The organism is Streptomyces sp. B15, from assembly GCF_018070605.1.
Lineage (GTDB): Bacteria > Actinomycetota > Actinomycetes > Streptomycetales > Streptomycetaceae > Streptomyces > Streptomyces smyrnaeus.
Map to the genome: position 1 here is coordinate 39994 of NZ_JAGPXJ010000011.1, position 25975 is coordinate 65968.

26 protein-coding genes are annotated in these 25975 nt (G+C 73.2%); 10 read left to right on the top strand and 16 right to left on the bottom strand.

Annotation, left to right across the window (positions count from 1 at the left end; all coding sequences use genetic code 11):
- Positions 1-56: 56 nt before the first annotated feature.
- From KBY19_RS07805 to KBY19_RS36305, 4 genes are read right to left on the bottom strand one after another with little or no spacing between them, the layout of a single operon-like run.
- Positions 57-761, bottom strand: a complete 705-nt coding sequence (locus tag KBY19_RS07805; protein ID WP_099886863.1) for a response regulator transcription factor — start codon at positions 759-761, stop codon at positions 57-59.
- Entirely contained in the window at positions 742-2226 is a 1485-nt protein-coding gene (locus KBY19_RS07810; protein WP_307843463.1) for a sensor domain-containing protein, read from the bottom strand. The genes KBY19_RS07805 and KBY19_RS07810 overlap by 20 nt, the downstream gene beginning before the upstream one ends.
- The gene (locus tag KBY19_RS07815; protein ID WP_307843464.1) at positions 2220-3335 is read right to left on the bottom strand and encodes a glycosyltransferase family 4 protein; all 1116 of its coding nucleotides are present in this window, start codon (positions 3333-3335) and stop codon (positions 2220-2222) included. The genes KBY19_RS07810 and KBY19_RS07815 overlap by 7 nt, the downstream gene beginning before the upstream one ends.
- Complete coding sequence (locus KBY19_RS36305) at positions 3256-4743, bottom strand: hypothetical protein (protein ID WP_247690742.1); 1488 nt, start codon at positions 4741-4743, stop codon at positions 3256-3258. Before KBY19_RS36305 ends, KBY19_RS07815 begins: the two co-directional genes overlap by 80 nt.
- Positions 4744-5244: 501 nt before the next feature.
- Between KBY19_RS36305 and KBY19_RS07820 the strand changes: the two genes are divergently transcribed.
- On the top strand, positions 5245-6045 hold the full coding sequence (locus tag KBY19_RS07820) for a hypothetical protein (RefSeq protein ID WP_099884982.1): 801 nt from the start codon (positions 5245-5247) through the stop codon (positions 6043-6045).
- 58 nt (positions 6046-6103) lie between these two features.
- Here KBY19_RS07820 and KBY19_RS07825 read toward each other — a convergent pair whose 3' ends face one another.
- A complete protein-coding gene (locus tag KBY19_RS07825) occupies positions 6104-6880 on the bottom strand; it encodes a GntR family transcriptional regulator (protein ID WP_185018392.1) in 777 nt (258 codons plus the stop codon).
- Between the two features lie 143 nt (positions 6881-7023).
- Here KBY19_RS07825 and KBY19_RS07830 point away from each other — a divergent pair, with 143 nt between their 5' ends.
- Together KBY19_RS07830 and KBY19_RS07835 are read left to right on the top strand one after the other, a co-directional pair.
- Positions 7024-7875, top strand: a complete 852-nt coding sequence (locus KBY19_RS07830) for a (2Fe-2S)-binding protein (protein WP_099886862.1) — start codon at positions 7024-7026, stop codon at positions 7873-7875.
- Between the two features lie 220 nt (positions 7876-8095).
- Positions 8096-9262: a DUF2637 domain-containing protein gene (locus KBY19_RS07835; RefSeq protein WP_210965455.1), complete on the top strand. Its 1167-nt coding sequence runs from the start codon at positions 8096-8098 to the stop codon at positions 9260-9262.
- Between the two features lie 75 nt (positions 9263-9337).
- Here KBY19_RS07835 and KBY19_RS07840 read toward each other — a convergent pair whose 3' ends face one another.
- Positions 9338-10501, bottom strand: coding sequence for a protein phosphatase 2C domain-containing protein (locus KBY19_RS07840; RefSeq protein WP_099884979.1), 1164 nt, complete (start codon positions 10499-10501; stop codon positions 9338-9340).
- Between the two features lie 152 nt (positions 10502-10653).
- Between KBY19_RS07840 and KBY19_RS07845 the strand changes: the two genes are divergently transcribed.
- Positions 10654-11073: a PPOX class F420-dependent oxidoreductase gene (locus KBY19_RS07845; RefSeq protein WP_099886861.1), complete on the top strand. Its 420-nt coding sequence runs from the start codon at positions 10654-10656 to the stop codon at positions 11071-11073.
- Here the strand turns inward: KBY19_RS07845 and KBY19_RS07850 are convergent.
- From KBY19_RS07850 to KBY19_RS07860, 3 genes are all read right to left on the bottom strand, one after another.
- Positions 11027-12568, bottom strand: coding sequence for an AlkA N-terminal domain-containing protein (locus tag KBY19_RS07850; RefSeq protein ID WP_210965456.1), 1542 nt, complete (start codon positions 12566-12568; stop codon positions 11027-11029). The two genes, KBY19_RS07845 and KBY19_RS07850, sit on opposite strands and share 47 nt — an antisense overlap.
- 122 nt (positions 12569-12690) lie before the next feature.
- The gene (gene rsgA, locus KBY19_RS07855) at positions 12691-13803 is read right to left on the bottom strand and encodes a ribosome small subunit-dependent GTPase A (protein ID WP_099884977.1); all 1113 of its coding nucleotides are present in this window, start codon (positions 13801-13803) and stop codon (positions 12691-12693) included.
- Between the two features lie 344 nt (positions 13804-14147).
- Complete coding sequence (locus tag KBY19_RS07860) at positions 14148-15224, bottom strand: YihY/virulence factor BrkB family protein (protein WP_221506061.1); 1077 nt, start codon at positions 15222-15224, stop codon at positions 14148-14150.
- A 140-nt stretch (positions 15225-15364) separates the two neighbouring features.
- Between KBY19_RS07860 and KBY19_RS07865 the strand changes: the two genes are divergently transcribed.
- Positions 15365-17044, top strand: coding sequence for an acyl-CoA dehydrogenase family protein (locus KBY19_RS07865; RefSeq protein WP_099884975.1), 1680 nt, complete (start codon positions 15365-15367; stop codon positions 17042-17044).
- Between the two features lie 125 nt (positions 17045-17169).
- On the opposite strand, the gene KBY19_RS07870 is transcribed toward KBY19_RS07865, so the two are convergent.
- Positions 17170-17781: a TetR/AcrR family transcriptional regulator gene (locus KBY19_RS07870; protein WP_210955729.1), complete on the bottom strand. Its 612-nt coding sequence runs from the start codon at positions 17779-17781 to the stop codon at positions 17170-17172.
- 92 nt (positions 17782-17873) lie between these two features.
- Between KBY19_RS07870 and KBY19_RS07875 the strand changes: the two genes are divergently transcribed.
- Together KBY19_RS07875 and KBY19_RS07880 are read left to right on the top strand one after the other, a co-directional pair.
- A complete protein-coding gene (locus KBY19_RS07875) occupies positions 17874-18839 on the top strand; it encodes a beta-ketoacyl-ACP synthase III (RefSeq protein ID WP_210965457.1) in 966 nt (321 codons plus the stop codon).
- A gap of 34 nt (positions 18840-18873) precedes the next feature.
- A complete protein-coding gene (locus tag KBY19_RS07880; protein ID WP_099884972.1) occupies positions 18874-19284 on the top strand; it encodes an NUDIX domain-containing protein in 411 nt (136 codons plus the stop codon).
- 4 nt (positions 19285-19288) lie between these two features.
- On the opposite strand, the gene KBY19_RS07885 is transcribed toward KBY19_RS07880, so the two are convergent.
- The 6 genes from KBY19_RS07885 to KBY19_RS07910 form a co-directional block, all read right to left on the bottom strand.
- Positions 19289-20245: a carbohydrate kinase gene (locus KBY19_RS07885; protein ID WP_210965458.1), complete on the bottom strand. Its 957-nt coding sequence runs from the start codon at positions 20243-20245 to the stop codon at positions 19289-19291.
- A gap of 138 nt (positions 20246-20383) precedes the next feature.
- Positions 20384-21487: a metallophosphoesterase gene (locus tag KBY19_RS07890; RefSeq protein WP_210965459.1), complete on the bottom strand. Its 1104-nt coding sequence runs from the start codon at positions 21485-21487 to the stop codon at positions 20384-20386.
- A 106-nt stretch (positions 21488-21593) separates the two neighbouring features.
- A complete protein-coding gene (locus KBY19_RS07895) occupies positions 21594-23042 on the bottom strand; it encodes an MFS transporter (RefSeq protein WP_210965460.1) in 1449 nt (482 codons plus the stop codon).
- Positions 23039-23668, bottom strand: a complete 630-nt coding sequence (locus tag KBY19_RS07900) for a TetR/AcrR family transcriptional regulator (protein WP_210965461.1) — start codon at positions 23666-23668, stop codon at positions 23039-23041. Before KBY19_RS07900 ends, KBY19_RS07895 begins: the two co-directional genes overlap by 4 nt.
- Positions 23669-23701: 33 nt before the next feature.
- Positions 23702-24133 (bottom strand): ATP-binding protein, encoded by a 432-nt coding sequence (locus tag KBY19_RS07905; RefSeq protein WP_307843465.1) that lies wholly within the window; start codon positions 24131-24133, stop codon positions 23702-23704.
- Entirely contained in the window at positions 24130-24372 is a 243-nt protein-coding gene (locus KBY19_RS07910) for a hypothetical protein (RefSeq protein ID WP_210965462.1), read from the bottom strand. The genes KBY19_RS07905 and KBY19_RS07910 overlap by 4 nt, the downstream gene beginning before the upstream one ends.
- 181 nt (positions 24373-24553) lie before the next feature.
- Between KBY19_RS07910 and KBY19_RS07915 the strand changes: the two genes are divergently transcribed.
- Genes KBY19_RS07915 through KBY19_RS07925 form a run of 3 tightly spaced genes read left to right on the top strand, consistent with a single transcriptional unit; the run spans position 24554 to position 25953 of the window.
- Positions 24554-25408 (top strand): helix-turn-helix transcriptional regulator, encoded by an 855-nt coding sequence (locus KBY19_RS07915; RefSeq protein ID WP_210955736.1) that lies wholly within the window; start codon positions 24554-24556, stop codon positions 25406-25408.
- The gene (locus tag KBY19_RS07920) at positions 25389-25610 is read left to right on the top strand and encodes a DUF397 domain-containing protein (RefSeq protein WP_210955737.1); all 222 of its coding nucleotides are present in this window, start codon (positions 25389-25391) and stop codon (positions 25608-25610) included. Before KBY19_RS07915 ends, KBY19_RS07920 begins: the two co-directional genes overlap by 20 nt.
- Positions 25611-25647: 37 nt before the next feature.
- On the top strand, positions 25648-25953 hold the full coding sequence (locus tag KBY19_RS07925) for a DUF397 domain-containing protein (RefSeq protein ID WP_210955738.1): 306 nt from the start codon (positions 25648-25650) through the stop codon (positions 25951-25953).
- Positions 25954-25975: the final 22 nt, after the last annotated feature.

The window sequence follows — 25975 nt, forward strand, 5'->3', positions numbered from 1 at the left end:
CCCCGCACAAACACAGCCTGGCGCTGCGGATGAGCTGAGGGGCGTGGCCGGTCCGGCTAGGCCGGGTGCCGAGGAGCAGGGGCGGGGTCGGGGCCGGCCGCCGTTGCGGGGCTCCGGTCGGGGTGGCGCAGATACGCCAGGACGGCCAGGACCCGGCGGTGGTCGTCGGGTGCGGGCGGGAGGTCGAGCTTGGTGAGGATGGAGCGGACGTGCTTGACGACCGCGGCCTCGCTGACGACCAGCGCGCGGGCGATGCCTCCGTTGGAGCGCCCCTCCGCCATGGCGGCCAGCACCTCGCGCTCCCGGGCCGTCAGCCGCCGCAGTTCGGCGGGTTCGCGGTCGGGGGCCAGCAGCCGCCGGACCACCTCGGGGTCGATGGCGGTGCCGCCCGCGGCCACCCGCTCCAGCGCCTCGATGAACTCCGCGACCTCCCCGACCCGGTCCTTGAGCAGATAGCCGACTCCGTCGCCGGTGGCCAGCAGATCCGACGCGTAGGAGTTCTCGACGTACTGCGAGAGCACCAGCACCGGAAGCGCGGGGTGCTCGGTGCGCAGTTGGAGCGCGGCCCGCAGCCCCTCGTCCCGCAGCCCGGGCGGCATCCGCACATCCGTGACGACGCAGTCCGGCGCGTGCGCGGCCACGGCCTCCAGCAGTGCCGGCGCGTCACCGACGCCGGCGCACACCTCGTGGCCGAAGCGCGCGAGGATCTGGCTCAACCCCTCGCGCAGCAGTACGGAATCCTCAGCAATCACCAGCCGCATGTATCTCCCTGCGCCCCTCGCGGGGTGGCTCCGTCAACCCGGTTGTGCTCCCATCCTCCCTTGCCCCGGCACCTTGTGCGCCGTCCGCCCACGGCAACTCCATCCGCACCACGGTGGGGCCGCCGGGCGGGCTGGAGAGGCGGAGCCTCCCGCCGTGCACCGCGAGCCGGTCGGCGAGCCCCGTCAGACCTGTGCCGCGCTCCGGGTCGGCGCCGCCCCGGCCGTCGTCGCGGACCTCCACCGTCAGTGTCCGCCCGCCCCGTACGGTCACCGTGGCGTGTGCGGCCCCGCTGTGCTTGGCCACATTGGTCAATGCCTCCGAGGCGGCGAAGTAGGCGGCGATCTCCAGCGCCTCGGCGGGCCGGGAGGAACCGAGCCGCTCGTCCACCCGTACGGGTACGGGCGAGCGCTCGGCCAGAGCTTCCAGCGCCGCCCCCAGGCCCCGGTCGGTGAGCACCGACGGCTGGATTCCGTGTACCAGGTCCCGCAGTTCGGCCAGTACGGCGCGCGCCTCGTCCTGCGCCTTGGCGACAAGGGCCGGGTCGGCGTCCAGCTTCGCCAGGCCCAGCGTCATGATCAGGCCGGTCAGTCGCTGCTGGGCGCCGTCGTGCAGATCGCGCTCGATCCGGCGGCGCTCCACCTCGAACGCGTCGGCCAGCCGGGCGCGGGAGGCGGTCACTTCCGTCAGCCGCGCGTCCAACTCCTTCTCCCGGCGCGGCCCCACCAGCGCGGCCCGGGCGAGTGCCGCCCGCATTCCGGCCAGCCCCGCGAAGGTGTAGCAGGCGAGCGCGGCGAAGACCGGTGTCAGCAGGAGCCACGGCAGGACCTGCACCGGCTCGGTCAGCACGATGCCCTCGCCGTACATCACCTGGTCGCCGCCCAGCACGGTGAGAAGTGCGAACGGCTGGCTGGCGACCAGCCCGAGCCCCAGTACCACCACCAGCAGATCCAGCACCGACAGCACCGCGTTGGGCAGCGCGAAGCCGAACTCCACCCAGGTGGCGGGGGTCCTGGCGCGCCGCCACAGTCTGCGCAGCGCCCGCCGCGCGGTGTTGCCGCCCGTCTCGTCCTCGCCCGGGGCGGAGGCGTCCTGGTGCGGCGAGGGGGCCTCCCGGGGGTCGAGCCAGCGCAACCGCCGCCGCTCCAGCCCGGCGAGCCCGGCGGCGGAGGCCGGCACGCACAGCAGCGCGACCACTCCGACACCGGTGGGCAGTAGCAGGGTCCCGACCACCACGAGGCCCACGGCGAGGAAGAGCCAGCCGAGCCCCAGCACCCCGCCCGCCAGCAGATAGCCCATCGCACGCACCGGCCACAGGGAGCCCAGGAAACCAGCGGGCCCGCTCGCCAACGCCTGCCACACCCCGCCGACGGCGGTCTCCCGCCGAGCGCCGCCGGGCGGTTCCTCCCCGGTGCCCCCGGCAGCTCGGGCCGAGGGTTTCGCTGTTGTGTTGTCGCTGGTCACCACGTGTCGACCGTACGGGACAGCAGACTGCGCAGCTGCCGGGCGGAGGCGTCCCAGCTCCACTCCGCCTCGACCCAGGCGCGGCCTTCGGCGCCCATCGCGGCGGCCGCCCGTGGTGCGGTGAGCAGCGCGGTGAGGCGGTCGGCCACTGCTTGCACGTCGCGCCCGTCGACCACATGGCCGGTCCTGCCGTCCTTGACCGCCTCCGGTGCCCCGCCGGACTGCCCCGCGAGCACGGGCAGTCCGGCAGCGGCCGCCTCCAGATAGACGATGCCCAGGCCTTCGGCCTCCAGACCGAGGCGGCGGGTGCGGCAGGGCATGGCGAAGACGTCGGCTGCCGCGTAATAGGGCGGCAGGTCGCTGTGTGCCCGGGGCCCGGTGAAGACGACCGCGTCCTCGGGCAGCCCCGGCAGCCGCCGCGCCGAGCGGCGCAGCGCCCGCTCGTACGGGCCGGAGCCGACGATCAGCAAGGTGGCCCCCGGCACGGCGGACCGCACGCGGGGCAGCGCGCGGATCAGGGTGTCCTGCCCCTTGCGGGGGACGAGCCGCGAGACGCTGAGGATCAACGGCCGCCCCACCAGGTCCAGTTCCCGCCGTATCCTCGCCCGCTCCCGGCTGTCGGGGCGGAAGAGGGCCGTGTCCACGCCGGGCACCAGACGGGCCGTGTGCGCCCGCAGGCCGAACGCCCCTGCCGTACGGGCCCGGGAGTGCGCCGTGAGATGGGTGACCGTGCCGACGCCGCGGCCGATGCGGCGCAGCACTCCTCGCGTGCCCGGGAGCGCGGCCCACCACATCTCGTGCCCGTGCGTGGTGGCGACACAGGGCAGTCCGAGCCGTCCCGCGAGCAGCCCGAGCGGGGCCGCAGCGCCGAACCACACGCGGTCGCATCCGTAGCGGAAGGCCAGGGCCCGCGCCGTCTCCGCCACCCTGGGGGACGGCAGCAGCGTGCGGGCCCGGTCGCGGACGACGGGAAACGGCTGGTGCGCGTCGAAGGTGTCGGAGCCGGGCTGGGCGGCCGTGTAGACCACGACCTCACCGGGTGGGAAGCGGCGTGCGATCTCGTGGACGAACGTCTCGATGCCGCCCCGCCGGGGCGGGTAGTCGTTCGTCACGATCAGCGTGCGGCCCGGTGAGCGGCTGCCGGTGCGGTCGTGGCTCCGGTTCCCGGTCCGGGTGTGCGGCTTCGCCCCACGGTTCGGCGGGTCGCCGTGCGGTGGGCGGCCGACGGCCTGATCCGGGTTCGAGTCGTCGCGCATCGAGGTTCCTCCAGTACGCCCACAGGGCGAGTACAGCGGGGTAGACGGCGTAGCCGAAGCGGGACGCGGGCAGCAGCGCCATCGCCACCAGCAGGCCCAGCGCGAGCCGCAGGGCCGCGCCGCCCGCGTCCCGGGGTGGGAGCGGCAGCAGCGAGCCGCCTATCAGCAGCGCGGCGAGTACCAGGGCCACGACGGCGCACAGCTGCCCGGCCGGACCGAGGGCGGCGAGCAGCCTGCCCGGCAGCGGGGCCGCCGCAGGGGAGGCGGCTTCCGCCAGGCCGAGCGGGTAGCGGATCGCGTTGGCCGCCAGCCCCGCGCCGTCCACCAGCACGGGCAGCGCCAGCCCGACCGCCAGCGCGGGGGCCGCACCGCCGGCCAGACGCAGCACCGCCGGGCGGCCCGCGCGGACCGCGAGGAGCGCCGCCACGACCGGCAGTGCGGGCCACGCCGTCGCCTTGAGGGTGCAGGCCACGCCGAGCACCAGGCCCGACCGGCCCGCCGCTGCGCTCCCGTGCCGTCCGGCCAGCGCCAGGCCGAGGCAGAGGAGACCGAGCACGGGCAGGTCGTCCCCGCCGACCGCCAACGGCAGTGCGATCAGCGGCGAAGCCGTCAGCAGCAGCGTGCGGCGGCCGACGGAGCCGGGCGCGCCGGGCCCGCCCCCGGTGGCCCGCAGGCCGGCGATCCGGAGGCTGAGGGCGAAGGTGAGGAGGAAGACGGCGGCGAAGCCGAACCGGGCGTCGAGCCCCAGCAGCTGCCGTGGCACCCCGAAGAGGGCCATGCCGGGCAGGTACGGGTTGTAGGCCGTGTAGTCGGCGCCGGACAGCTGATCGGGGCCCAGATAGGGAGTGCCGTGAGCCAGCAGGCGGGCGCCGGCGCGGTCGACGACGTGCACCTCCTCCTGGGCGCTGTCTGTGAACGCGAGCACGAGCAGCGGCAGCAAGGCCGTCAGCGCGCAGCCGACGAGCGGAAGTCTGCCGGTCAGCCACCGATGCCGCCGCTGCCGCCGGGTCGGCGGACCGGCCCGGCAGGCGGCGCCGGGCGCGGCAGGGACGGCGGAAGCGGCGGGAGCGACGGGCGGCGGCGCGGACCGGACGGTGGCAGCCGAGACGAGCGCCAAGACCGCGTAGCCGACCGCCGCGAGCACTCCCCACGTCCGGTGCGGCGGAAGCGCGGTCACGGCCGCCGTGAGGGCGGCGAAGACGGCACAGACCGTCCAGAGGGCGGAGCCGGCGTATGCGGTGCGACGTGCGGCGGAGATGTTCACGCATCCAGCGAACCGCGCTTCACCGCCGAGATCACTACAGCCAGTTACCGACTTGCGGTAGAGCTGGCTCTACCCCACCGGCTGCCCCACCCCGTCGTTCGCCTCGCCCAGCTCACCGTCCGCCCTCCTCCCCTCGCTCGCCTCGTCCCCCTCCTCCGCACCCTCCAGCTCTTCCGCCTCACCCGTCACGTCGGCCGACCCCGACCGGCCCGGCGCGTACGGCAGTTGAGAACGCGCTCCTCGCCTTGGCAGTCCGCCCCTTCGAGTAAAACTTTGTGAACTGATTCACACCACCCCCTTGGCCCGACGGCTCAACCCGTGCTGTGATGCGCTCACATCCGGCTCGAAGGCGCGCTTGGGGAGGGCACTGTGGCGGACACCGCCATGTCACGTTCGGAAAGGCTGGATCCCACAGGCACCGCAGGCCGCACAGGGCCCACCGGCCCCGCAATCCCTGCAGGCAGCACCGACCCCGCGAGGTCCGACGGGCGCCCTCCGGCGATGGGCCCCGACAGCCCGCTGGGGCAAGCCGTGTGGCGGCTGCGATCGCGCGGCTGCTGGGAGGACGCGGCGGCACTGCTGGAACCGTACGCACAGCAACACCCGCAGGCGGCCGTCGGGAGGGCCGCGCTCTTCGTCGAGCGGTGCATGTACACGGCGGACGGCTGGGCGGCGGCGGAGGACGCGCTGCGCGGCGCCGAGGCGGTCGCCCAGGTGGACGACGACCGCGGAGCCGCGGCCTGCGAGCGCGGACAGCTCGCCTACGCCGCGACCGTGCTGGGCGTACGCGACCGGACCGACGAGGCGCGGGCAGCGCTCGGCCGGGCCGCCGCGCTGCTGGAGCCCAACGCGCCGGGCCGCGCCCTGCTGGACTTCCGGCGCGGGCTGTTGGCCGAGAACCTGAGCGACACCCCGGAATCGGCGCGCGCCGCCTATCGGAGGGCGCACGCGGGCGCGACCGCGCGCGGAGATCTGCTGCTGTGCTCCTCGACCTGGCGGCATCTGGCGGGGCTCGCGGCGCGCGGGGGCGAACTGGCCGAAGCGCGCCACGGGTTCGCGGAATCGCTGCGGCTGCGCGAGGAGTTGGGGTTCCTCGTCGGTATGGCACCCGCCCTGGCCTCGCTCGCCGACGTCCAGCCGGAGCCGGAGGCCACCCGGCTGCGCGAGGAGGCCGGACGGCTGTTCCGGCTGCTGGGCGGGGTTCCCACCTGGCTCGCCGACCGGCTGCCCGGCGCCGCGGACCCCGGCGGACAGGACGGGGACGGGTCCGGCGGTGCGGCCCCGGCACCCACGCGGAGCTGAGCGCCCGGCGCCGAGCCCCCTTCCCCGCGCAGCAGGGGAGGCGGGAGCGCGTCGTACGTCAGAAGTGCCCGCGCACCAGTCGTTCGACCGCGAGGAAGTCCTGGTCGGTCAGCGCGTCCAGCAGTGCGAGGTGGTCGGCCGCCTCGGCGAGCAGGTCGGTGGCGCGGGGCGCGGGAGAGGCGCGCAGGGCCGACAGATGCGCACGGCGCTGCACATCCTCGGCGACCGCGACCAGCTGCCGGTTTCCGGTCAGCTCCAGCATGGCGCGGTGGAAGGCGCGATCGGTCTCCGCGTAGGCGGTACGGTCACCGCACGCCGCCGCCTGCAGGGTGTCCTCGGCCAGCGGTCGCAGTCCGGCCCAGTGCTCGGTGGGCTGGGTCCGGGCGAGCGCCAGTACGGCCGGCACCTCCAGCAGGGCCCGGATCTCGCTGAGTTCGGCCAGGTCGCGGGGGCTGTGACAGGCCACCCGGAAGCCCCTGTTGGGCACCGTCTCGACGGCGCCCTCGCTGACCAGCAGCTGCATGGCCTCCCGCACGGGTGTCGGTGAGACGCCGAAGCGCTCCGCCAGCGCCGGTGCGGAGTAGACCTCCCCCGGGGCGAGTTCGCCGTCGAGCAGGGCGGTACGGAGGGCTTCGAGGATCTGGTCGCGCACGGAGTGCCGCTGCGGCACCACCCTGGGGGCCGCCGGCTCGCTGTGGGTGTGCTCACCGCGTGCGGTCCTCTCCGCCCGCCGCTCGGTGCGCAAGCCGGGCGGCCCGGCAAAGTCCGCCGCCGGGCTTCCGGACGGCGAGACGGCGGTCGGCGCCGTACGTGGCTCCGCTCGACTCTGCTCCATGTGGCCCCCAGCGCTCTTTCGTCCGTGTCTTCGCCAGTGCAGGCTGCCGTGCACCCTAGGCCGACGCGACACGAGATCAAACCTCGGCCACAATCAGCTAAGGTAAGGCTTACCTGCTAACGATCGTCGATTCGGTGGTCCTCATGGCCGTGCCCACCCTCGCCCCCGTAGCCTTTGACGTCTCCCCTTTCCGTGCGGCGTACGCACGGCTGACCGAGGTGTTCCCCTCCCTGGGTGTGACCGAGACCACGGCTGGTGAAGCCCTTCCCGAGGGCCCCGGCTGGGTGCGGGCGAGCGCTCTGGCCGCCGGCGGTGACGCAGTCGACGCGTTCCTCGCATGGGACGCGGAGCAGATCGTGCGGGACTACGGACAGCCGGGACGCCCGGACGTCGTCGCCAGCTTCGGACTGCACCGCTACGCCTGGCCCGTCTGCCTGCTGGTCACCATCCCGTGGTTCCTGCACCGGCGCGTGCCACGGCTGCCCGTCGAGGCGGTGGCCTTCCAGCGCTCGCTGGGGCGGCTGGCGGTCCGTGTCGAGGAGTTCGCCTGTCTGCCGGACGACCCGGCCGCCGCCGCTCCCGGCGCGCGCGTGGTGCCCGACGAGGAGGCGCTGCGCGCCGAGGTGCGGGACGCCGTCGCCGCCCATCTCGCGCCCGTACTGGAGGGGTTCAGGCCACGGATGCGGCGCGGTTCGCGTGCGCTGTGGGGGATGGCCACGGACGAGATCACCGAGGGGCTCTGGTATCTGGGCCATCTACTGGGCGAGGAGCCGCGGGCGATGGCGGAGGCCGAACTGCTGCTCCCCGGCTCGATGAAACCGTTCGCCCAGGGGGCGGGTTTCCGTCGGCTGACGGGGCCCGACGGCTCGGCGCTCACCACCCGCGACCGGGCGAGCTGCTGCCTCTTCTACACCCTCCGTCCGGAGGACACCTGCGTCACCTGCCCCCGAACGTGCGACGCGGAACGTATCGAGCGGATGACCGCGATCCGCTAGGGAGTTCGACCCTGTGTGCCCCTGTCGGCCCCCGGTGCCCCCTTTTAGCGTTCTCTTCCCCTGAAACCCCCCAGCGGGGTACCGCGCTGCCGTAAGGATGCTCGGCAACACGAAACAAGCCAGAGCGCGAGCGCGGCACCGCCTCGCGCACGTACGGACCCGTACGCGGCGTCCGCGACGTGCGCGCCCCCGGTACCGCGCGGCAAGGGGCACACACCCGATGAGACTGACCGACATATCGCTGAACTGGGTGCTGCCGAGCGCCGTGCTGCTCGTCGGCACTCTGACCGCGGTGCTGGTGATGGCGCGTTCACGCCGTCACAGCTCCTCCGCCGAGGGCGGCACCTCCACCGCGGACGACGCGGCCGCGGCGCAGCAGCAGCACGGACAGCCCGACTCCTGGGAGCGCGTGGAGCAGCGGCGCCGCCGCAAGGAGACCCTCTACGCCACGGCCGCGTATCTGCTCCTCTTCTGCTGCGCCGCGGTCGCTGCCGCGCTCTCCTTCCACGGACTGGTCGGCTTCGGCAGGCAGAACCTGGGCCTGAGCGGCGGCTGGGAATACCTCGTCCCGTTCGGACTGGACGGCGCCGCGATGTTCTCCGCCATGATCGCCGTGCGCGAGGCCAGCCACGGCGACGCCTCGCTGGGGTCCCGGCTGCTGGTGTGGATCTTCGCGGGCGCCGCGGCGTGGTTCAACTGGGTGCACGCGCCGCGCGGCGTGGGGCACGACGGCGCGCCGCAGTTCTTCGCCGGCATGTCCCTCTCGGCGGCCATCCTGTTCGACCGCGCGCTCAAGCAGACGCGCCGGGCGGCGCTGCGGGACCAGGGCCTGGTGCCCCGCCCGCTGCCGCAGATCCGTATCGTCCGCTGGCTGCGGGCACCCCGGGAGACGTTCGGGGCCTGGTCCCTGATGCTGCTGGAGGGCGTACGGACGCTGGACGAGGCCGTCGACGAGGTGCGTGACGACAGGCGCCGCCGCGAGCAGGAGCGGCAGCGCCGCAAGGACAAGGAACGCCTCGACCGGGCCCGGGTCAGGGCCCTCAACCGGCAGCACCGTCGGTGGAGTCGGGGACGCGGCGAGCCCGGGTCCCGCGTGGGGATCGAACTCGGCACACCCGCTGCGGCGTCCTCCCCGGCTGCGCAGTCGACCGCGCAGCCCACCGCCCAGCCCGCCGCTCCGTCGGCCGCCCAACCGGTGGGCGAGGCCGTGGGCGCGGCCCCGGTGAACCCGTCGGCGGTGGCGCGTGGCAGGCCCGCGCTGCAAGCGATCGGGGAGGGCAGCGCTCCCGGCCGGGGCGACGGCGGCAGGGACGAGAAGAACGCCGCCAGTCCACGGCTCGACACCCTGGAGGAGAAACTGGCCGAGATCGAGCGGCAGTTCGGCTGACCGTCACGCCGTCCCCACCGCACCGGCCGGTGCGGTGGGGACGGCGTCGTGGCACCGTTCTTGTGCCGCTCCGGCTCAGCCCTCCCACACCATCACGGCCGTACGGTCGCCCTCGCACCCGTCCACCCCGCCCTGGAGGGCGGTGAGATAGGCCGCGAGTCCGGGCGGCTGAGCCCCGGGGGCGGCCCAGTCGGCTGCGAGCCGGTCCGCGAAGGGCGGCTCGGCGCGCAGCGGCTCCGCCAGGCCGGGGCTGCACAGCAGCAGCACGTCCCCGGGTTCCGCGACGTGGGAGCGGAACCGGAACGGCTCCGTGCGGGCCGTCTCGGACGGCTCCGCCGGGGTGAAGCCGTCGCGGACCGCCGCCGCGCCCGCGGCCGGATCCCGGCCGATCACCGCGTCCCCCACCGGCGCGGGCGAGGTGGTGGCCGAAAGTTCCACGTCCTGCCACCCGCCGTCCCGCAGCCGCAGCAACCCGCCCGCGCCGCTGCCGAAGAACACCCGTGTGCGGGAGCGGGGATCGGCGGGCAGCAGCAGGCACCGCAGATCGACGGTGTACTGCTCCGGCTCCAGGCCCAGCACCGCGGCCTGGGCGCGCAGCCTGCCGAACGTGCGGTCCGTCAGCCGGTGCAGACCGGGCTGGAGGGCGCTCCTGCGGTCCCTGCGAATGTCCTCCGCGAGCCGTGCGCTGCTGCTGCGGCCGACGGCCGCCCCGATCGAGTGACACGCCTCGCGGGCGGCCCGATGTCCGTCCGGCCCCGACCGGGCTCCCGCTGCCACCACGCACAGCAGCAAGCCGTCCTGCCCGGCCCCGAACCGTACGACCAGCAGCGCGTCGGTGCGCAGTTCCCCCGCCTGCCGGGCGCGCTCGCCGCGCACGGACGCCGCTCGCAGTTCGGCGCAGCCGTACCGGGTGCCCTCCACCACCGTGTCGGGCACCACCTCCCCCAGCGAAGCCGGTTCAGCAGCCGGCAACACCCCGGCCGGCGCCTCGGCAGGGGGCCGGGACGGTGACGGAGGCGGGGTGGTCCGCGCCTCGGCCGGCGCGGGCCCAGGAGCAGGTTCGAAAGCGGATTCGGGCGCGGGCGCGAAGGTGTCGGTCAGGGTGCGGCTCGCCGAGCGGTAGCGCTCGTCGAGGGTGTCCCGGGCACGGGTACGCCCCGTGTCGGCGGCGTGCGGGTCGTACAACTGCGCCCACCAGTCGGGATGTTCACCGTCGCCCCGTGCCTCCTGACCGCTCATGGGCTCATTGTCCCTCCCCCGGATCGGGCGGAAAGACCTTACGGAGGAACCGCCACCGGAAGACGGACGGCTCGAGTCGTAGGACCAGCGGCGGAGCGGCAGCCGACCGGGCTCCGATGCGGTACCGAGCGGAGCGTGTGACGCTGCCTTACATGACACCTGCGACGCACGCTTCCGGCTCCTCTCCCGCCGATCCCCGCGACAAGGCGTTCACCCCCGCCGAGCGGGAGTACCTGTCCTCCCAGCGGCTCGGGCGGCTGGCGACGGTGGACCCCGAGGGGCAGCCGCAGAACAACCCGGTCGGCTTCTTCCCGCAGGAGGACGGCACGGTCCTGGTGGGCGGTTTCGCGCTCGGCAGGACGAAGAAGTGGCGCAACCTGCGCACCCAGCCCCGGCTGGCCCTCGTGGTGGACGACATCGTCAGCTTCAAGCCGTGGCGGGTGCGCGGCGTGGAGATCCGGGGCGTCGCCGAACTGCGTGAAGGGCCGCACGATCTGGGTCCGCACTTCAGCGACGAGCTGATCGTCATCCATCCGCGCCGGGTGCACAGTTGGGGCCTGGAGGAGGAGTGAGCGTCGTGGCGTGCCACAGGTGGTGCAGCGCGTACGACCGCCAGGGGCGCCACTGCTCGGCCTGTGCGGCCTCGGCCCCGACCAGCGCCAGACCGTGGCGTACGCCGACATCGCCGGAGAGGAAGACGTCCGGGTCGCCCAGGGCGCGCATCCGCATATAACCGGCCGTCCACGGGCCCACTCCGGGCAGGGCCAGCAGGGCGCGTTCGGTCTCCTGACGGTCGGCGCCCGGGTCGAGCACGACGGTTCCGTCCGCGAGTGCCGCGGCGACGGTGCGAATGGTGCGGCGGCGGCTCTCAGGCATGCCCAGCTCCGCCAGGGGCGCCTCGGCGAGTGCGTCCGCCTCGGGGAACAGATGGGTGAGCGTGCCGTCGGGCGCCGCCAGTGGCTTGCCGTAGGCCGCGACGAGCCGGCCGCCCAGCGTGCGTGCGGCACCGACGGTGACCTGCTGGCCGAGGACCGCGCGGATCGCCAGCTCGTGCGCGTCGGCGGCGCCGGGTGAGCGCAGGCCCGGTGTGCGGGCGCCCAGTTGCGCCAGCGCCGGGTCGTCGCCGAGCCGCTCGACGACCGCGTACGGGTCGGCGTCCAGGTCGAACAGCCGCCGCACGCGCTGCACTGCGGTCGTCAGATCCCGCAGGTCCCCCAGGTGCAGCCGGCAGTCGAGCCAGCCCTTGCCGCTGCGCGCCGGGCACTCGTCGACCTCCACGACGCCGGTGCCGTACGGCAGGTTCAAGGTACGCCGGTAGGTGCGGCTGCCGGGCGCGCCCAGCACCTCCTCGACGCCTGGTATGACGCGGCGCTCCAGGAAGCCGAAGATCTGTCCGGTGGCGTACGACCCGCGGTACGCCAGCCGCAGCGGCACACCGGCGGCGGCCCCGCCGCCGTGGGTGGCGGCCTCCCGCGCCTCGGGGCGGCCCGCGGGCCCGTGTCCGCCCCGCGCCGAGGCCGCGCGCAGCTCGCTGGGCGTCCGAGCGTAGATCTCCCGGACCGTGTCGTTGAACTGCCGCACGCTGGCGAAGCCCGCAGCGAACGCGACCTGGGTGACGGGCAGCGGCGTCGTCTGCAGCAGCACCCGCGCGGTGTGCGCCCGCTGGGCCCGCGCCAGCGCCACGGGTCCGGCGCCGAGCTCGGCGGTCAGCTGGCGCTGTACCTGGCGGGGGCTGTAGCCGAGCCGCTCGGCCAGGCCCGCCACGCCCTCCCGGTCCACCACGCCGTCGGAGATCATCCGCATCGCGCGGCCCACCAGGTCGGCGCGTACGTTCCACTCGGCGGAGCCGGGTACCGCGTCCGGGCGGCACCGGCGGCAGGCGCGGAAGCCGGCGGCCTGGGCCGCCGCGGCCGTGGGGTAGAAGCGGACGTTCTCCCGCTTCGGGGTCACTGCCGGGCAGCTCGGCCGGCAGTAGATGCCGGTGGTGCGCACCCCCAGGAAGAACACCCCGTCGAAGCGGGCGTCCCTGCTGCGTACGGCCTCGTACCTGCTGTCTTGTGTGGTCACGTCCTCCAGTGTGCGAGGGTCGCCGACCAGGAGCTAGCGGGAATCGGACAGGGCCGTCGGTCCGTACCCGCCCGCTCCCGGTCGCTCCCGGTCGCTCGAGGAGCCCGTGGCCGCAGGCTCGGCTACCGCTGGTGGCGCGGGCCGCGCTTGCGCTCCATCATGTGGCGGCCCAGCGCCTGCCGCTGTTTGAACACCTTGCGCTGCTCGGCACGCAGCCGTGCGTCCGTACGGGCCGCGAGGCGGGCGTTCTCCCGCAGCAGCTTGCGGTAGCTGTCCAGGCGCCGTTCGGGCAGGGCGCCGCCTTCGACCGCCGCGAGGACGGCACAGCCGGGCTCGGACTGATGCGCGCAGTCCTGGAAGCGGCAGTCGGCGGCGAGCTCCTCGATCTCGGAGAAGGCCTGGCCGAGTCCGTCCTCGGCGTCCCACAGGCCGACCCCCCGCAGTCCCGGGGTGTCGATGAGGACGCCGCCGCCCGACTCGGCGGGCAGGGGCAGCAGATTGCGGGTGGTCGTGGTGTGCCGGCCCTTGCCGTCCCGGTCGCGGATGGTCCGCACCGACTGCGCCCGGTGTCCGAGCAGCGCGTTGGCCAGCGTGGACTTGCCCGCGCCCGACTGGCCGAGCAGCGCCGTGGTGCCGCCCGCGAGGACTGCGGCGAGGATGTCGACGCCCTCGCCCGTCTCCGCGCTGACGGGCAGCACCTGGACGCCGGGCGCGCAGGTCTCCGCGTCCGCGACCAGATGCGCGACGGTGGCCTCGTCGGGTACGAGGTCCGCCTTGGTGAGGGCGAGCAGCGGTTGCGCGCCGCTGCTCCACGCCAGGGAGATGAACCGTTCGATGCGGCCCAGGTCCAGTTCCGCGCCGAGGGATACGGCGATCAGCGCGTGGTCGACGTTGGCGGCGAGGACCTGGCCCTCGGAGCGCTTGGAGGAGGTGGAGCGGACGAAGGCGGTACGGCGCGGAAGCAGTACTCGTACGTACGGCGGGGCGCCGTGCGCGTCGACCACTGCCCAGTCGCCCGTGCACACGACCCGCATCGGGTCGCGCGGGACGACGAATTCGGTGTCGGCGCGGAGGGTGCCCGCCGGGGTGACCAGATCGCACTGGCCCCGGTCGACGCGCACCACCCTGCCGGGGAGCGGGTCCGGTCCGGCGGTTGCCGGGTCGGCGCTCGCCCGGACGAAGGCGGCCTGCCACTCGGCGTCCCAGCCGTATGCGGCCAGCGCCTCGTCACGCATGTCGGACGTGCTGTGCAACAAAGGATTGCCCTTCGCAGGGGCGGCCCCGGCTCGGGAAGTCTCAGCGGATCAGCTGGTCAGCCGGTGGCCACGGAGGTGGAAATGAGGGACCGGATACGGGCAGCGCCCGTCGCGCGGACAGCCATCGGTCACACCTCCGTTCCTCGTCGCGCAGCGAAACCTGCGGCACGGCCGGCACCGTGGCTCGGCGCCACCGTGCGGATGGCAGGGACAGTAACCCCGGGCCGCGCGCCGCCGCCACCGCATTTCCCGCGGCGGCGCCTCCTGCCGTCCGCCGCCCAAGCCGCACGCCGCACGCCGTCCGGTGACCCGGCGCCGAGGGGTCAGTCGTGCCGCGGCGCGTCGTCGTCCGCCTCGTCGCGGTCGCGCCCGCGTGGGCGCAGCAGCCGGCCCCGGACGTCCTCGGGGGGCAGGAACTTGGTCCAGCGCTCGGGGAACTCGGCGGGAGCGTCCAGGTCGAAGAGGTCGTCGTCCTCTTCCTCGGCCAGCCGGCGGCGACGCGCCGCCACGGCGGCGACGACCTCGGCCGCCGCCTCCTCGCGGCGCCGCTCGTTGGCGCGCCGGGCCGCCGCCGTGGCCACCGAGGGCCACACATGGTCGATGGCAGCGTTGACCGCGGCGCCCACCAGCACGGCGAAGGCGGAGACGCCGATCCACAGCAGTACGGCGACGGGGGCGGCGAGGGAGCCGTAGATGGTGGGGCCCTCGACGGTGTTCGTCAGATACAGCCGCAGCAGGAAGCTGCCGAGCACCCACATCACGAGCGCCACCAGCGCGCCGGGGATGTCCTCCCGCCAGGGCGAGCGCACCGGCACGGAGACGTGGTAGAGCGTGGTGAGAAAGACGATGGACAGCAGCAGCACCACGGGCCAGTAGAAGACGCCGACCACCCACTGGGCCTGCGGCACCAGCCGCAGCACCGCGTCCGGGCCCGCCACCATCAGCGGCAGCGCCACCGCGCCGATCACCAGTGCCACGAGGTAGAGGAAGAAGGCCAGCAGCCGGGTCTTGACGATGCCGCGCCGGCCGTCCAGCCCGTACATCACGGTGATGGTGTCGATGAAGACGTTCACCGCGCGGGAACCGGACCACAGCGCCAGCGCGAAGCCGAGCGAGATGACGTCGGGCCCGCCGCCCTTGATCACATCGTCGATGAGCGGCCGGGCGACCTGGTCGACGCCCTTCTCGGACAAGACCGTGGAGGACGCGTCCAGGAAGTTCTGCCGGATCATCTCGATCGTGTCGGCGCCGATCCAGTCCAGGTAGCCCAGCAGACCGATCACGCCCAGGAGCAGCGGCGGGATCGAGATCAGGGTGAAGAACGCCGCCTCGGCCGCCAGCCCCAGGACGCGGTACTCCATGCACGAGTTGACGGTGTCCTTGAGCAGCAGCCACGCCATCCTCCTTTTGGGGACGTCGCGGTACTTCACCCGCGCCCTGCGGAACTGGCTGTGGGACCGCCGAGGAGCCCACCGCGGGGCCCGTCCGGCGGTCTGCTCAGGGGTTTCCTCAACTGCACGCACCTCTTTAACGTATCTGTATGCCACCCTCGACACACACCGTGACCAACCAGGCCCCGCCGCTGGTCGACTACGACGTCTTCTCCACCGACCCCGCGCTGGTCGAAGGCGTGGCCCGCCATGTCGCCTCCGAGCACGCCGAGGAGGCGCACGCCGAGCTGGCCGAGCTGGGCGGCGCCGCGGGGTCGGCCCAGGCGCAGGAGTGGGGCAGGCAGGCCAACGCGTACCCGCCGGTGCTGCGGACGCACGACCGGTACGGCCACCGGATCGACGAGGTCGACTTCCATCCCGCGTATCACCGGCTGATGGAGCGCGCGGTGGGTGCGGGGCTGACGGATGCGTGGTCGCGGCCCGACGGGCAGCTGCGGCGCACGGCGGGCTTCTATGTGTGGTCCCAGGTGGAGGCGGGGCACAGCTGCCCGGTCTCGATGTCGCACGCGGCCGTGCCCGCGCTGCGCAAGGATCCCGCGCTGGCCGCCGAGTGGGAGCCGCTGCTGAGCTCGCACTCCTACGACTGGGGCCTGGACCGGCCGGCGAGCGCCAAGCTGGGGGCGATCGCCGGGATGGGCATGACGGAGAAGCAGGGCGGCAGCGATGTGCGGGCCAACACCACCGAGGCCGTGCCGCTGACGGGTGAGGGCGCCGGCGAGGGTGAGTACACGCTGCTGGGGCACAAGTGGTTCTGCTCCGCGCCGATGTCGGACGTCTTCCTGGTGCTGGCGCAGGCGTCCCCTGGCCGGGGAGAGGGGGGACTGAGCTGTTTCCTGGTGCCCCGGGTGCTGCCGGACGGTACGCGCAACGCGTTCCGTATCCAGCGGCTCAAGGACAAACTGGGCAACCGCTCCAACGCCTCCAGCGAGGTCGAGTTCGACGGCACCACCTGGGCGCGCCGTGTCGGCGAGGAGGGCCGCGGGGTGGCGACGATCATCGAGATGGTGGCGGCGACCCGGCTGGACTGTGTGACGGGCTCGGCGGCGCTGATGCGGCAGGCCGTCGCTCAGGCCACGCACCACACCGCGCACCGTTCGGCGTTCGGCAAGCTGCTGATCGAGCAGCCGCTGATGCGCAACGTGCTGGCGGACATGGCGCTGGAGTCGGAGGCGGCCACCACGCTGGCGCTGCGGCTGGCTGCGGCGTACGACAGCGCGGCGGGCGAGGGCGAGCAGGCGGCAGCGGACCGCGCGTTCCTGCGGCTGGCGCTGCCGACGGCGAAGTACTGGGTGACCAAGCGGTGTGTGCCGCTGGCGGGCGAGGCGCTGGAGTGCCTGGGCGGCAACGGCTATGTGGAGGAGTCGCCGATGCCGGGGCTGCTGCGCGAGTCGCCGCTCAACTCGCTGTGGGAGGGCTCGGGCAACGTCCAGGCCCTGGATGTGCTGCGGGCGCTGCAGCGCTCCCCCGAGTCGTTGAACGCCTTCCTGACCGAGATCGGGCAGGCGCACGGCGCCGACCACCGGCTGGACGCCGCGACCAAGGACGTGTTCTCCCAGCTGGCCGACCTGGAGGGGATCGAGTCCCGGGCGCGGCGGCTGGTGGAGCGGATGGCGCTGGTGCTCCAGGGGTCGCTGCTGGTGCGGTTCGCGCCGCCCGCGGTCTCCGACGCCTTCTGCGCCTCCCGGCTGGGCGGCGACTGGGGGGCCGCTTTCGGCACCCTGCCCTCGGGCCTCGACCTGGCGGCGATCGTGGAGCGGGCGCTGCCGTAGGCTGCGCCCGCTCAGCTGCTGGGGAGGGGTGCCCCTGTCGGTCACTCGCAGGCTGCGAGTGCTTTGTGGTTTGTCGCGCAGTTCCCCGCGCCCCTTCGGGGCGCGTCCCCTGCGGCGTCTGGGGATCAGGCACTGGGACCCAGCAGCCGGTCCAGCGCCCGGCGCGTCCGCGCCGGCGCGGTGGCGTCGGCGAAGAGCTGGAGCTCCTGGTTGAGCCCCATGTAGAGCCCGTGCAGTTCGAAGGCGAGCTGTTCGGGCTCCACATCGCCGGGGAGCTCCCCCACCTCGACGGCGATGCGCAGATCGTTCACGAGCAGCCGCCGGCCGCGCAGCATGAAGCGCGCCACCGTGTCGTGGACCGGGCCGCCGCGGGTGTCGAACTCGACGGACGCGGCGGTGAACAGGCAGCCGCCGGGGAAGGCCGTGCGTTCCACCTCCAGATAGCGGATCCATGCCTCGCAGAAGGCCCGCAGCCTGATCAGGCCCGGTCGCAGTCCGGCGACGGGCTCCCACACCAGCCGGGTGAACAGCCCGGAGGCGCCGTGCAGCGCGGCGAGCTGGAGCGCCTGTTTGGAGCCGAAGTGACCGAGCACGCCCGCCTTGCTCATGCCGAGGTCGGTGGCGAGCCGCCCGATGGTCAATCCCTCCAGCCCCTCGACGGAACCGATGGCGACGCTGCGCTCGATGATCCGCTCCCGCGTTCTGCGGGCCTCGGCGGCGGACTTGCGTGGGCTCATGCACCCATCGTAACCAGCCCACCCGTTTAACTTCCGATCGATCGGTTGCTATATTCCCGCCATTCCATTCCCTCAGCGAGGAGAAGAACACCGTGCCGGGAACCCGCATCGCAGCGCTGGGCCACCACCAGCCCGAACGCGTCATGACCAACGACGAGCTGGCGGACATGGTGGAGACCAGCGACGCGTGGATCCGCCAGCGCACCGGAATCGTCACCCGGCGCATCGCCGCCGAGACCGAGACGGTCGCCGACCTGGCCACCGTGGCGGCGGGCAAGGCGCTCGCCGCGGCCGGACTGGACCCCGCCGACATCGACCTGGTCGTGCTGGCGACCTGTTCGGCGCGGGACCGCTGCCCCAGCAACGCGGCGCAGGTCGCCCGCGCCCTCGGCATCCCCTCCGCCGTCGCCTACGACCTCAACAACGGCTGCGCGGGCTTTTGCACCGCGCTGGCCTCCGCGAGCCATTCGGTGAGCGCGGGCGCGGCTCGGCACGCGCTGGTGATCGGCGCGGAGAAGATGTCCGACGTCACGGACTGGACCGACCGCACCACCTGCGTCCTGCTGGCCGACGGAGCGGGCGCGGCGGTCGTCAGTGCCGTCCCGGAGGCCGAACAGCAGGGCGGGCCGGAGGGCATCGGGCCCGTCGAGTGGGGCTCGGACCCGTCGCGGGGCGACACGGTACGGCTGCTGGACGACTGGCAGCCGCGGTTCGCACAGGAGGGGCAGGCCGTCTTCCGCTGGGTCACCACCGAACTTCCCGCACTGGCCCGCCGCGCGTGCGAACGGGCCGGGCTCACGCCGGGCGACCTGGCGGGTGTGGTCACCCACCAGGCCAACCTGCGCATGATCGAGGCCCTGCTGCGCCAGCTGGATCTCGCCGAGGACGTGGTGATCGCCCGGGACGTGGTGGAGTCGGGCAACACCTCGGCCGCCTCCGTACCGCTGGCCCTCGCCAAGCTGGTGGAGCGGCGCGAACTCGCGCCGGGCGCCCCCGTGCTGCTGCTCAGCTTCGGCGGCGGCCTCTCCTGGGCGGGCCAGGTGGTGCGCTGCCCGTGAGCGAGGACCGGGCGGCGCCTGGGATGATCGCCCCATGAATCCCGCAACCGCTCGGCAGGCCGCCGCCGCCGAACTCGTCGTCTCGGCGGCGGCCGTCGTACAGGAGGGGCGACTGCTGGTGGTGAGCAAAACGGCGGCGCCCCACCTCTTCTACCTCCCCGGCGGCAAGCCGGAGCCCGGCGAGAGCCTGCGCGCGGCCCTGGACCGCGAACTGCGTGAGGAACTGGGCGTCACACCCCGGTCCGTCACCCCGCTCATCGAGATACGGGCGACGGCGGCGCTGGAGGGCGTACCGATGCGGCTGGCGGTCTTCCGCGCCACGCTGGACGGACAGCCCGAACCCGCCGCCGAGATCGCCGCCCTCCGCTGGACCGACGGCTCGGGGCTTTCGGGCGTCACCCTCGCCCCTGCCGTACGGAACCATGTGCTGCCGTTGGTGCTCTGAGCCCCTACTCCGCCGCCCGGAGCTCCTTCGCCCAGGGCGGGTTGGCTCCGCGTACCGAGACCACGGCGGCGGCCACCCGTACGCCGAACTCCAGGGCTTCGGTTACCTGCTGCCCGGTGAGGCCGTCCAGTCTGCCGCCCAGCGCCCCGGCCGTGTGCAGGGCGTGCAGGAAGCCGGCCATGAAGGAGTCGCCCGCACCCACGGTGTCCACGACCCGGGTGGGCGGCGTCGGTACATGGACGCGGGCGCCGTTGAGCGAGGCCAGGACGCCCTCGGCGCCCAGGGTGACCACGACCAGCGGCACACCGTCCGCGTGGAAGATGTCGGCGGCGTCCTCGGGAGCGGCGCCGGGGTGCAGCTGGGCCAGATCGTCGTCGGACAGGCGCAGGATGTCGGCCGCCGCGCACCAGCGGGGCAGCGCCTCGCGGTAGACGGCCGGGTCGACCAGCAGCGGACGCACATTGGGGTCGATCGAGACGGTGGCGCGGTCGCGTATCGCCGCCAGCAGCCGCTCGACGGCCGGACCGCCGGGCTGCTGGACCAGCGCGAGCGAGCCGGTGTGCAGACAGGTCAGGGGGCCGGCGGTTGCGGTGGCCAGCTCGTCGTCGGTCCACTGCCAGTCGGCGGTCTGCTGCGCGTGGAAGGCGTAGTCGGCGGTGCCGTCCTCGGCGACGTCCGCCACGGCCAGGGTGCTGGGTTCGGCCGCGCGCACCGTGTGGCTCAGGTCGACCCCGGACTCCGCGAGGTGGGAGGTGAACAGCCGCCCGAACACGTCGTGCGAGAGCCGGCCCAGGAATCGGGTGGGGGTGCCCAACCGCGCCAGCGCCACCGCCGTGTTGGCGGGGCCGCCCCCGGGGAAGACGTCCAGCGCGAGCGGCGCGGCAGCCTCGCCGCCCGGCGGTGCGACGAACGCGTCGGCAACGCACTCGCCCAGCACGGCGATGGGGTGTTCAGCGGTCATCTCGGCCCTCTCGGTCTCGCCTCGAACGCGGCTCCGGTCACGACGGGGTACACGGTACGGCCCTGCTCCGGGCGGTGAGCCCCTGGTGGGGCCCACCGGTCGGGGCGCGCGACGGCACCGGAGGGGAGGGCGGAGGCGTCAGGCGGTGGGCAGCCGGTCGGTGCGGGTGTGGTGGTAGGCGTGGGTGGGTTCGCCCGTGCCGGGGTCGACGGTGTAGGCGTCCACGGCCACCTGCTGCGCGTTGATGGTCAGCAGCATGAAGCCGAGCGTGTCGTACGCCTCCCAGAACGCCTTGTTGCTCGGCTCGTCCGCGCGCCCCTTGGTCTTGGCGGCGGCGCCGCACACGATCTGCTGGGTGCCCTGGTAGTCGGCACCGGTGTCCAGGATCTGCAGCGTGTGGTCGTGGCCGGAGAGGATGAACTCGGCCTTGCCGACCACGACTTCCTCGTACAGCTTCTTGACGTGCTTGCCGCTCAGGTAGTCGCCGCAGCTGATGCCCTCGTACTCGCCGGCGTTGCGGTGCGTGCCGTTGTTGCGCAGCGGGTGATGGGCGAACACGAACTTCCAGCGGGCGCGGGAGGCGGCGAGCGACTTCGCCAGCCAGGCGCGCTGCTCGCGTGCGAAGGGCCCGTTCCAGTAGTACTCGGGGTCGGTCTGGAGCACGTAGGAGGACAGCGGCGTGGTGTCGAGCGCGAAGAACTCGGCCACCGGCTCGGCGGCGCCGCCGGGTACGGCCACGGAGTAGTAGCGGCTGGGCATGTACCAGCGCGCCGAGTGCGCGTGGTACGCCACCTCGTGGTCGCCGCGTGAGGGCCACCCGCCGCTGCCGGGGATGATGCCGCTGGTGTCGTGGTTGCCGAGCACCATCAGCCAGGGGACGTCGATACCGGTGTTGGGGCGTTCGAACTTGGACTGGAACTCGTCGTCCGTGGAGCTCTCGGGACCGTTCTCGTAGATGTTGTCGCCGAGCCCGATCGCCAGGTCCACACCGCGCCGGGCGCACACCGCGCGGGCGGCGTCGGCGACCTTCCACTGGCCGGCCTCGCCGGTGCCCGCGTCGCCGGTCAGCAGCACGGTCAGCTCGGCCTTGTCGGGTATCGGCAGCTTGTCGGCCCCGCCCCCGGCGGCGTGTGCGGGGTGCGCCAGTGCGCCGCCGCCCAGTACGGCGGCGGCGCCCGCGCCGCCGACCCCCGCGAGCACCGTCCGTCTGCTGACGCCGCTGCCGGTCCCCTCGGTCCCCATGCGTCTCTCCTCCCGCGCCACAGGTGTCCTGCGCACACGCCACCTCCCACAGCTGAAGGTGGCATGTACACGGCGCAGCTAAGAGTGGGCGCGGCGGTGACAGGTGTCAATACTTGCCGGTAACCCCGCTTCGCTCCCCGACGGCGGCCGGACTTCCGGACCCGCGCACACTCTGGCCCGGGACGGTGAGCCGGGCGGCCGGCAGCAGACCGGCACCCGCCGCCAGCGCCAGCGCCGTCAGAGTGGGGCCCGCCGCCGCGACGAACGCGGCGTCCGCCGACCGTCCGACAGGCGTCCAGGCGGACATCAGCGTCGTCGCCACCGCGACACCCGCCGCGGGCCCGAGGTGCATCACCGTCTGCTTCAGTCCGCCCGCCACCCCCGCGTGTTGCGCCGGGGCCCGGCGTACGACGACGGACGTGGCGGTCACCATCACGGCCGCGAACCCCGCACCCAGCGCGAAGAACGCCACCCCGACCGCACCGGCACCCGTGTCCGCGTCCGTACGGGACAGCAGCCCCACCCCGGCCGCGAGCACCACCACCCCTCCCCGGGCGACGCGGCGCGGACCGTACCGCCGCAGCAGTACGGCGCACAGCGGTGCGCCCGCCACCATGGTCGCCGCCAGCGGCAGCGTGCGCAGCCCGCACTCGAAGGGATCGAGTCCGATCACGTCCTGCAGCAGGAACGTCCCGATGAACAGCGTCCCGTGCAGCGCCGCCGAAGCCAGCAGCAGCAGTGCCAGCGCAGGCGAGATGCCCGGCGTACGCAGCAGCCCGGCAGGCAGCAACGGCTGGGCCCGGGTTCGGCGTTCGTGGCGTACGAAGGCGACGGCCGCCGCCGCGCCCGCGACCGCCGCGAGCCCGCTGATCGCCGTCCAGCCGCCCTGCGGTACGGCGATCAGCGTGTGCACCAGACACAGCAGCGCCACCGCGAACAGACCGGCGCCGGGCAGGTCGAGGCCGCCGGGCGAGGCGGACACCGGGGCGCCCCGTCTCACCAGCAGCACGGGCAGCCCCACCGCCAGCGCGGCCGGGACATTGAGGAAGAACACCGCACGCCAGCCCAGTTCGGCCGCCACCACCCCGCCGAGCACCGGGCCCGTCGCGGCGGCCAGCCCGATGACGCTCGTCCGCACGGCAATCGGCATCCCGAGCCGCTCCGGCGGGAAGGCCGTGCGCAGCATGCCGAGCGTGGCCGGCTGCAGCAGTGCACCGAAAACCCCCTGCACGGCACGCAGTCCGATGACCCAGCCGATGCCGTCGGCGACACCGATCCCCGCCGAAGCGGCGCCGAAGCCGAGCATGCCAAGGGCGAAGAGCCGCCGGTGCCCGTACCGGTCGCCGAGCCGCCCGGCGAAGACCAGCAAACCGGCGACCGCGACCAGGTAGCCGGTGCTCGTCCACTGCACCTGCGCGAGCGTCGCTCCCAACTCCCGCTGCAGCGACGGCTGGACGACGACGAGCACGGTGCCGTCCAGCGCCACGACGGCGGCCCCGGTGGCGCTGGCGACGAGGGTGAGCGCCCGTATGCCCCGCCCGGAGGGCGCACTCACGCGCCCTCCGGACCGAGATACGCCTCCAAAGCGGCACGCAGCACTTCGTCCTCCTCGGCCCCGGTGGCCAGTTGGAGGCTGCGCCAGGCGCCCAGCTGAGCGATACCGTGCAGGCTCGCCCAGAGGGCGCCCGCGACGGTACGCGGGTCCGCCACCCCCGGGCCGCCGTCGCGGTTGCCGCTGCCGCCGATTCCATCGTCGCGCCGAGCACGTGCGACCAGGTCCGCCAGGACGTCGAACAGCGGCAGGCTCACCTCGCGCAGCCCCAGCTCGCCGCTCTCCAGCAGATCGTGGCGGAACATCAGCTCGTACATCCCGCGCTGGTCCCGGGCGAAGGCCAGGTAGACGCCCGCCAGCGCGGTCAGCTGTGCCCGGGGGCCGTCCTCCTCCCGCTCGGCCAGTACGCGTCCGGCCTCAGCCGCCAGCCGGGCGAACCCCTCGCGGGCGATGGCGGACAGCAGCGAGAGATGGGTCGGAAAGTACCGGCGTGGCGCCCCGTGGGAGACACCCGCGTGCCGGGCGATCTCCCTGAGGGAGACCCCCCGGGCACCTTCCCTCGCGACCAGCTCCACCCCTGCGTCGACCAGCCGTTCGCGCAACCCGGCCGCCGTGTTCGATTCATCCATAGACACTGTCTACCAGCTCGTCGTAGACACTGTCTACGCGGTCGGCGCCGCAGGCACCTCGCACCACACCGTCTTCGCGTACGCCCCCTGCTCCACTCCCCACCGCAGCGCCAGCGCGTCGATGAGCGCGATCCCCCTGCCGCCCTCCGCGTCGGGCGCCGCCGCGAGGAGAACGGGGAGCGGGCGCGGGTCCGGATCCGTCACCCCGACCCGGACCCGCTCACTCCCGCACCAGGTCACCCGCACGGTCGCGGGAACGCCCTCCCCCACGTGCAGCACGACATTGGTGAGCAGTTCGCTGACACAGAGCGCCGCCACCTCGGCCGCCTGCGGCGCTCCCCACCGCGCGCAGTGGGCGGCCACCTCATGGCGCACCGCGCCGATGTCCGCGGCTCGCGCCAGCACCGCGAGGGAGAGCGCGGGCCGCTGCGGGGTGGCGGTGATCCGCCATGTCTGGGTCCTCACCCCTCGACCCGCCCCTCCCCCGCCGCGTGGCGCAGCACTGCTGCGAGGGCACGAGCGGTGGCGGTGTTGCAGTTGCCCAGCGAGATCAGCGTGTACGGCTGCCCTCCGGCATACGTCACCGGATCGACGCCGAGCGAGGGCAACGTGAGCCCATGGGCGCGGAGCGCCGCATCCAACTCGGCGATACAGTCCTCGCTTTCCCCGTCGCTTTTCGATCGCCCGTACGCACATTCGTTCATTTGTCGCACCCTTCCTGAGCACTGCGTGACGAACCCCTCACACAATGGCCCCAGTGCGGGTAGCGTTGCTGCTCATCGGGCTCCCGCAAGCGAACTGCCCATCAGCTACGACCAATTGCGGACCCACCGGGAATGGCTCCCACCCGAACGAAAACAGCCATCACTCTCTCGGCGGTGAACCGTGCCAGGACCCAAGGACATCGACGGCTCAGCAGGCGTGCCCACCTTCTACGGGAAGGAGCTCCGCTGGAAGCGCGAGCAGGCCGGACTGACCCAGCAACAACTGGTGGAGGGCAGCTTCTACGGCTACAGCCACCTCAGTGAGATCGAACGCGGGGAGCGGCGCATGCCCCCGGACCTCGCCGCGCACGTGGACGACGTATTGAAGACGGATGGGTTCTTCAGTCGCCGGTGTGAGGATGTGCGCAATGCGCGCAGGAGGGGGCACGCCTGGTACTTCGAGAAGGTGCTGGAGGTGGAGAAAGGAGCCGAATCCATTGAGGAATGGAGTCCTACGCTGTTCCCCGGCCTCCTTCAAACTGAGGCATACGCACGCGCGGTCGTTCAGGCAACTCATCCAATGGCGAGCGATGAAGAGGTCGCAGTCAAGGTCGGTGCCCGAGTGGAGCGGGCGCAGCTCTTCGAGAAGGACGGCACGAAACCTCTGTACTGGGCGGTCCTTAGCGAAGCGCTGCTACACCAAACGATCTTGCCGCCGCATGAGATGGCCGACCAGTTGGAGCACATCCTAGAGTTGGTTGAGCAGCGGCTCGTGGTTCCACAAGTAATGCCGCCCAACGCTGGAGCTCATCCGCTCATGCTGGGCACCGTCACGTTGATGAGCTTCTCGGATGCTCCTCCGCTGGTCTACACCGAGTCGGCCTACAGCGGCAGCACGATTGATGATCCAGCCATCGTGAAGATGTACTCGAGGGCATACGATCTGGTCAGGGCCGCCGCACTGCCTCCGAAGGCGTCCCTCACCATCATCCAGGAAGCCGCAGGGGAACACCGAAATGGTAAACAAGAAGAGTGATGTCAGTGCCCTCAAGTGGCGGAAAAGCAGCTACAGCAACGGAGATGGCGGCAACTGCGTAGAGGTCGCTGCCGGTGCCACCGACGGCATCGTCCCGGTCCGCGACACCAAGACCGCCCCCACCGGCCCTGTCCTCACCTTCCCCATGTCTCAGTGGAGGCACTTCATCAGGGCACTGCACAATGAGGACTTGAACGCCTGACACCAGGCGGGTGCACTCCCATACAGAGGAGCCCAAGATGCCAGGAATCCGACCTGACCTCAGCACCGCACGCTGGCGAAAGAGCACTCACAGCAACGGCAGCGGCGGCGACTGCCTCGAAGTCGGGCAAGACTTCCCCGGAGCCGCGCACTGGCGCAAAAGCTCGTACTGCAACGGCGACGGCGGCGAATGCGTGGAGGTCGCCATCGAGGGGACCGGTGGCGGCATCGTCCCGGTCCGCGACAGCAAGACCGCACCCACCGGCCAGGTGATCACCTTCCCCGCAACCCAGTGGACGCACTTCATCGGGGCGCTCCGCAGCGGAGACGTGAGCGGGGCCTGACATCGGCGACGGCGGCGGCGGC

What these genes read in the sequence shown, in the direction of transcription:
- KBY19_RS07845 (WP_099886861.1), top strand. Translation starts at nt 10,654, where the DNA reads ATGACACCTGCGACGCACGCTTCCGGCTCCTCTCCCGCCGATCCCCGC.
- KBY19_RS07910 (WP_210965462.1), bottom strand. Translation starts at nt 24,372, where the DNA reads ATGAACGAATGTGCGTACGGGCGATCGAAAAGCGACGGGGAAAGCGAG.
- KBY19_RS07840 (WP_099884979.1), bottom strand. Translation starts at nt 10,501, where the DNA reads ATGAGCGGTCAGGAGGCACGGGGCGACGGTGAACATCCCGACTGGTGG.
- KBY19_RS07820 (WP_099884982.1), top strand. Translation starts at nt 5,245, where the DNA reads ATGGGCCCCGACAGCCCGCTGGGGCAAGCCGTGTGGCGGCTGCGATCG.
- KBY19_RS07825 (WP_185018392.1), bottom strand. Translation starts at nt 6,880, where the DNA reads ATGGAGCAGAGTCGAGCGGAGCCACGTACGGCGCCGACCGCCGTCTCG.
- KBY19_RS07890 (WP_210965459.1), bottom strand. Translation starts at nt 21,487, where the DNA reads ATGGGGACCGAGGGGACCGGCAGCGGCGTCAGCAGACGGACGGTGCTC.
- KBY19_RS07920 (WP_210955737.1), top strand. Translation starts at nt 25,389, where the DNA reads ATGGTAAACAAGAAGAGTGATGTCAGTGCCCTCAAGTGGCGGAAAAGC.
- KBY19_RS07925 (WP_210955738.1), top strand. Translation starts at nt 25,648, where the DNA reads ATGCCAGGAATCCGACCTGACCTCAGCACCGCACGCTGGCGAAAGAGC.
- KBY19_RS07865 (WP_099884975.1), top strand. Translation starts at nt 15,365, where the DNA reads ATGCCACCCTCGACACACACCGTGACCAACCAGGCCCCGCCGCTGGTC.
- KBY19_RS07880 (WP_099884972.1), top strand. Translation starts at nt 18,874, where the DNA reads ATGAATCCCGCAACCGCTCGGCAGGCCGCCGCCGCCGAACTCGTCGTC.
- KBY19_RS07860 (WP_221506061.1), bottom strand. Translation starts at nt 15,224, where the DNA reads ATGGCGTGGCTGCTGCTCAAGGACACCGTCAACTCGTGCATGGAGTAC.
- KBY19_RS07885 (WP_210965458.1), bottom strand. Translation starts at nt 20,245, where the DNA reads ATGACCGCTGAACACCCCATCGCCGTGCTGGGCGAGTGCGTTGCCGAC.
- KBY19_RS07830 (WP_099886862.1), top strand. Translation starts at nt 7,024, where the DNA reads ATGGCCGTGCCCACCCTCGCCCCCGTAGCCTTTGACGTCTCCCCTTTC.
- KBY19_RS07805 (WP_099886863.1), bottom strand. Translation starts at nt 761, where the DNA reads ATGCGGCTGGTGATTGCTGAGGATTCCGTACTGCTGCGCGAGGGGTTG.
- KBY19_RS07870 (WP_210955729.1), bottom strand. Translation starts at nt 17,781, where the DNA reads ATGAGCCCACGCAAGTCCGCCGCCGAGGCCCGCAGAACGCGGGAGCGG.
- KBY19_RS07900 (WP_210965461.1), bottom strand. Translation starts at nt 23,668, where the DNA reads ATGGATGAATCGAACACGGCGGCCGGGTTGCGCGAACGGCTGGTCGAC.
- KBY19_RS07835 (WP_210965455.1), top strand. Translation starts at nt 8,096, where the DNA reads ATGAGACTGACCGACATATCGCTGAACTGGGTGCTGCCGAGCGCCGTG.
- rsgA (WP_099884977.1), bottom strand. Translation starts at nt 13,803, where the DNA reads ATGCGTGACGAGGCGCTGGCCGCATACGGCTGGGACGCCGAGTGGCAG.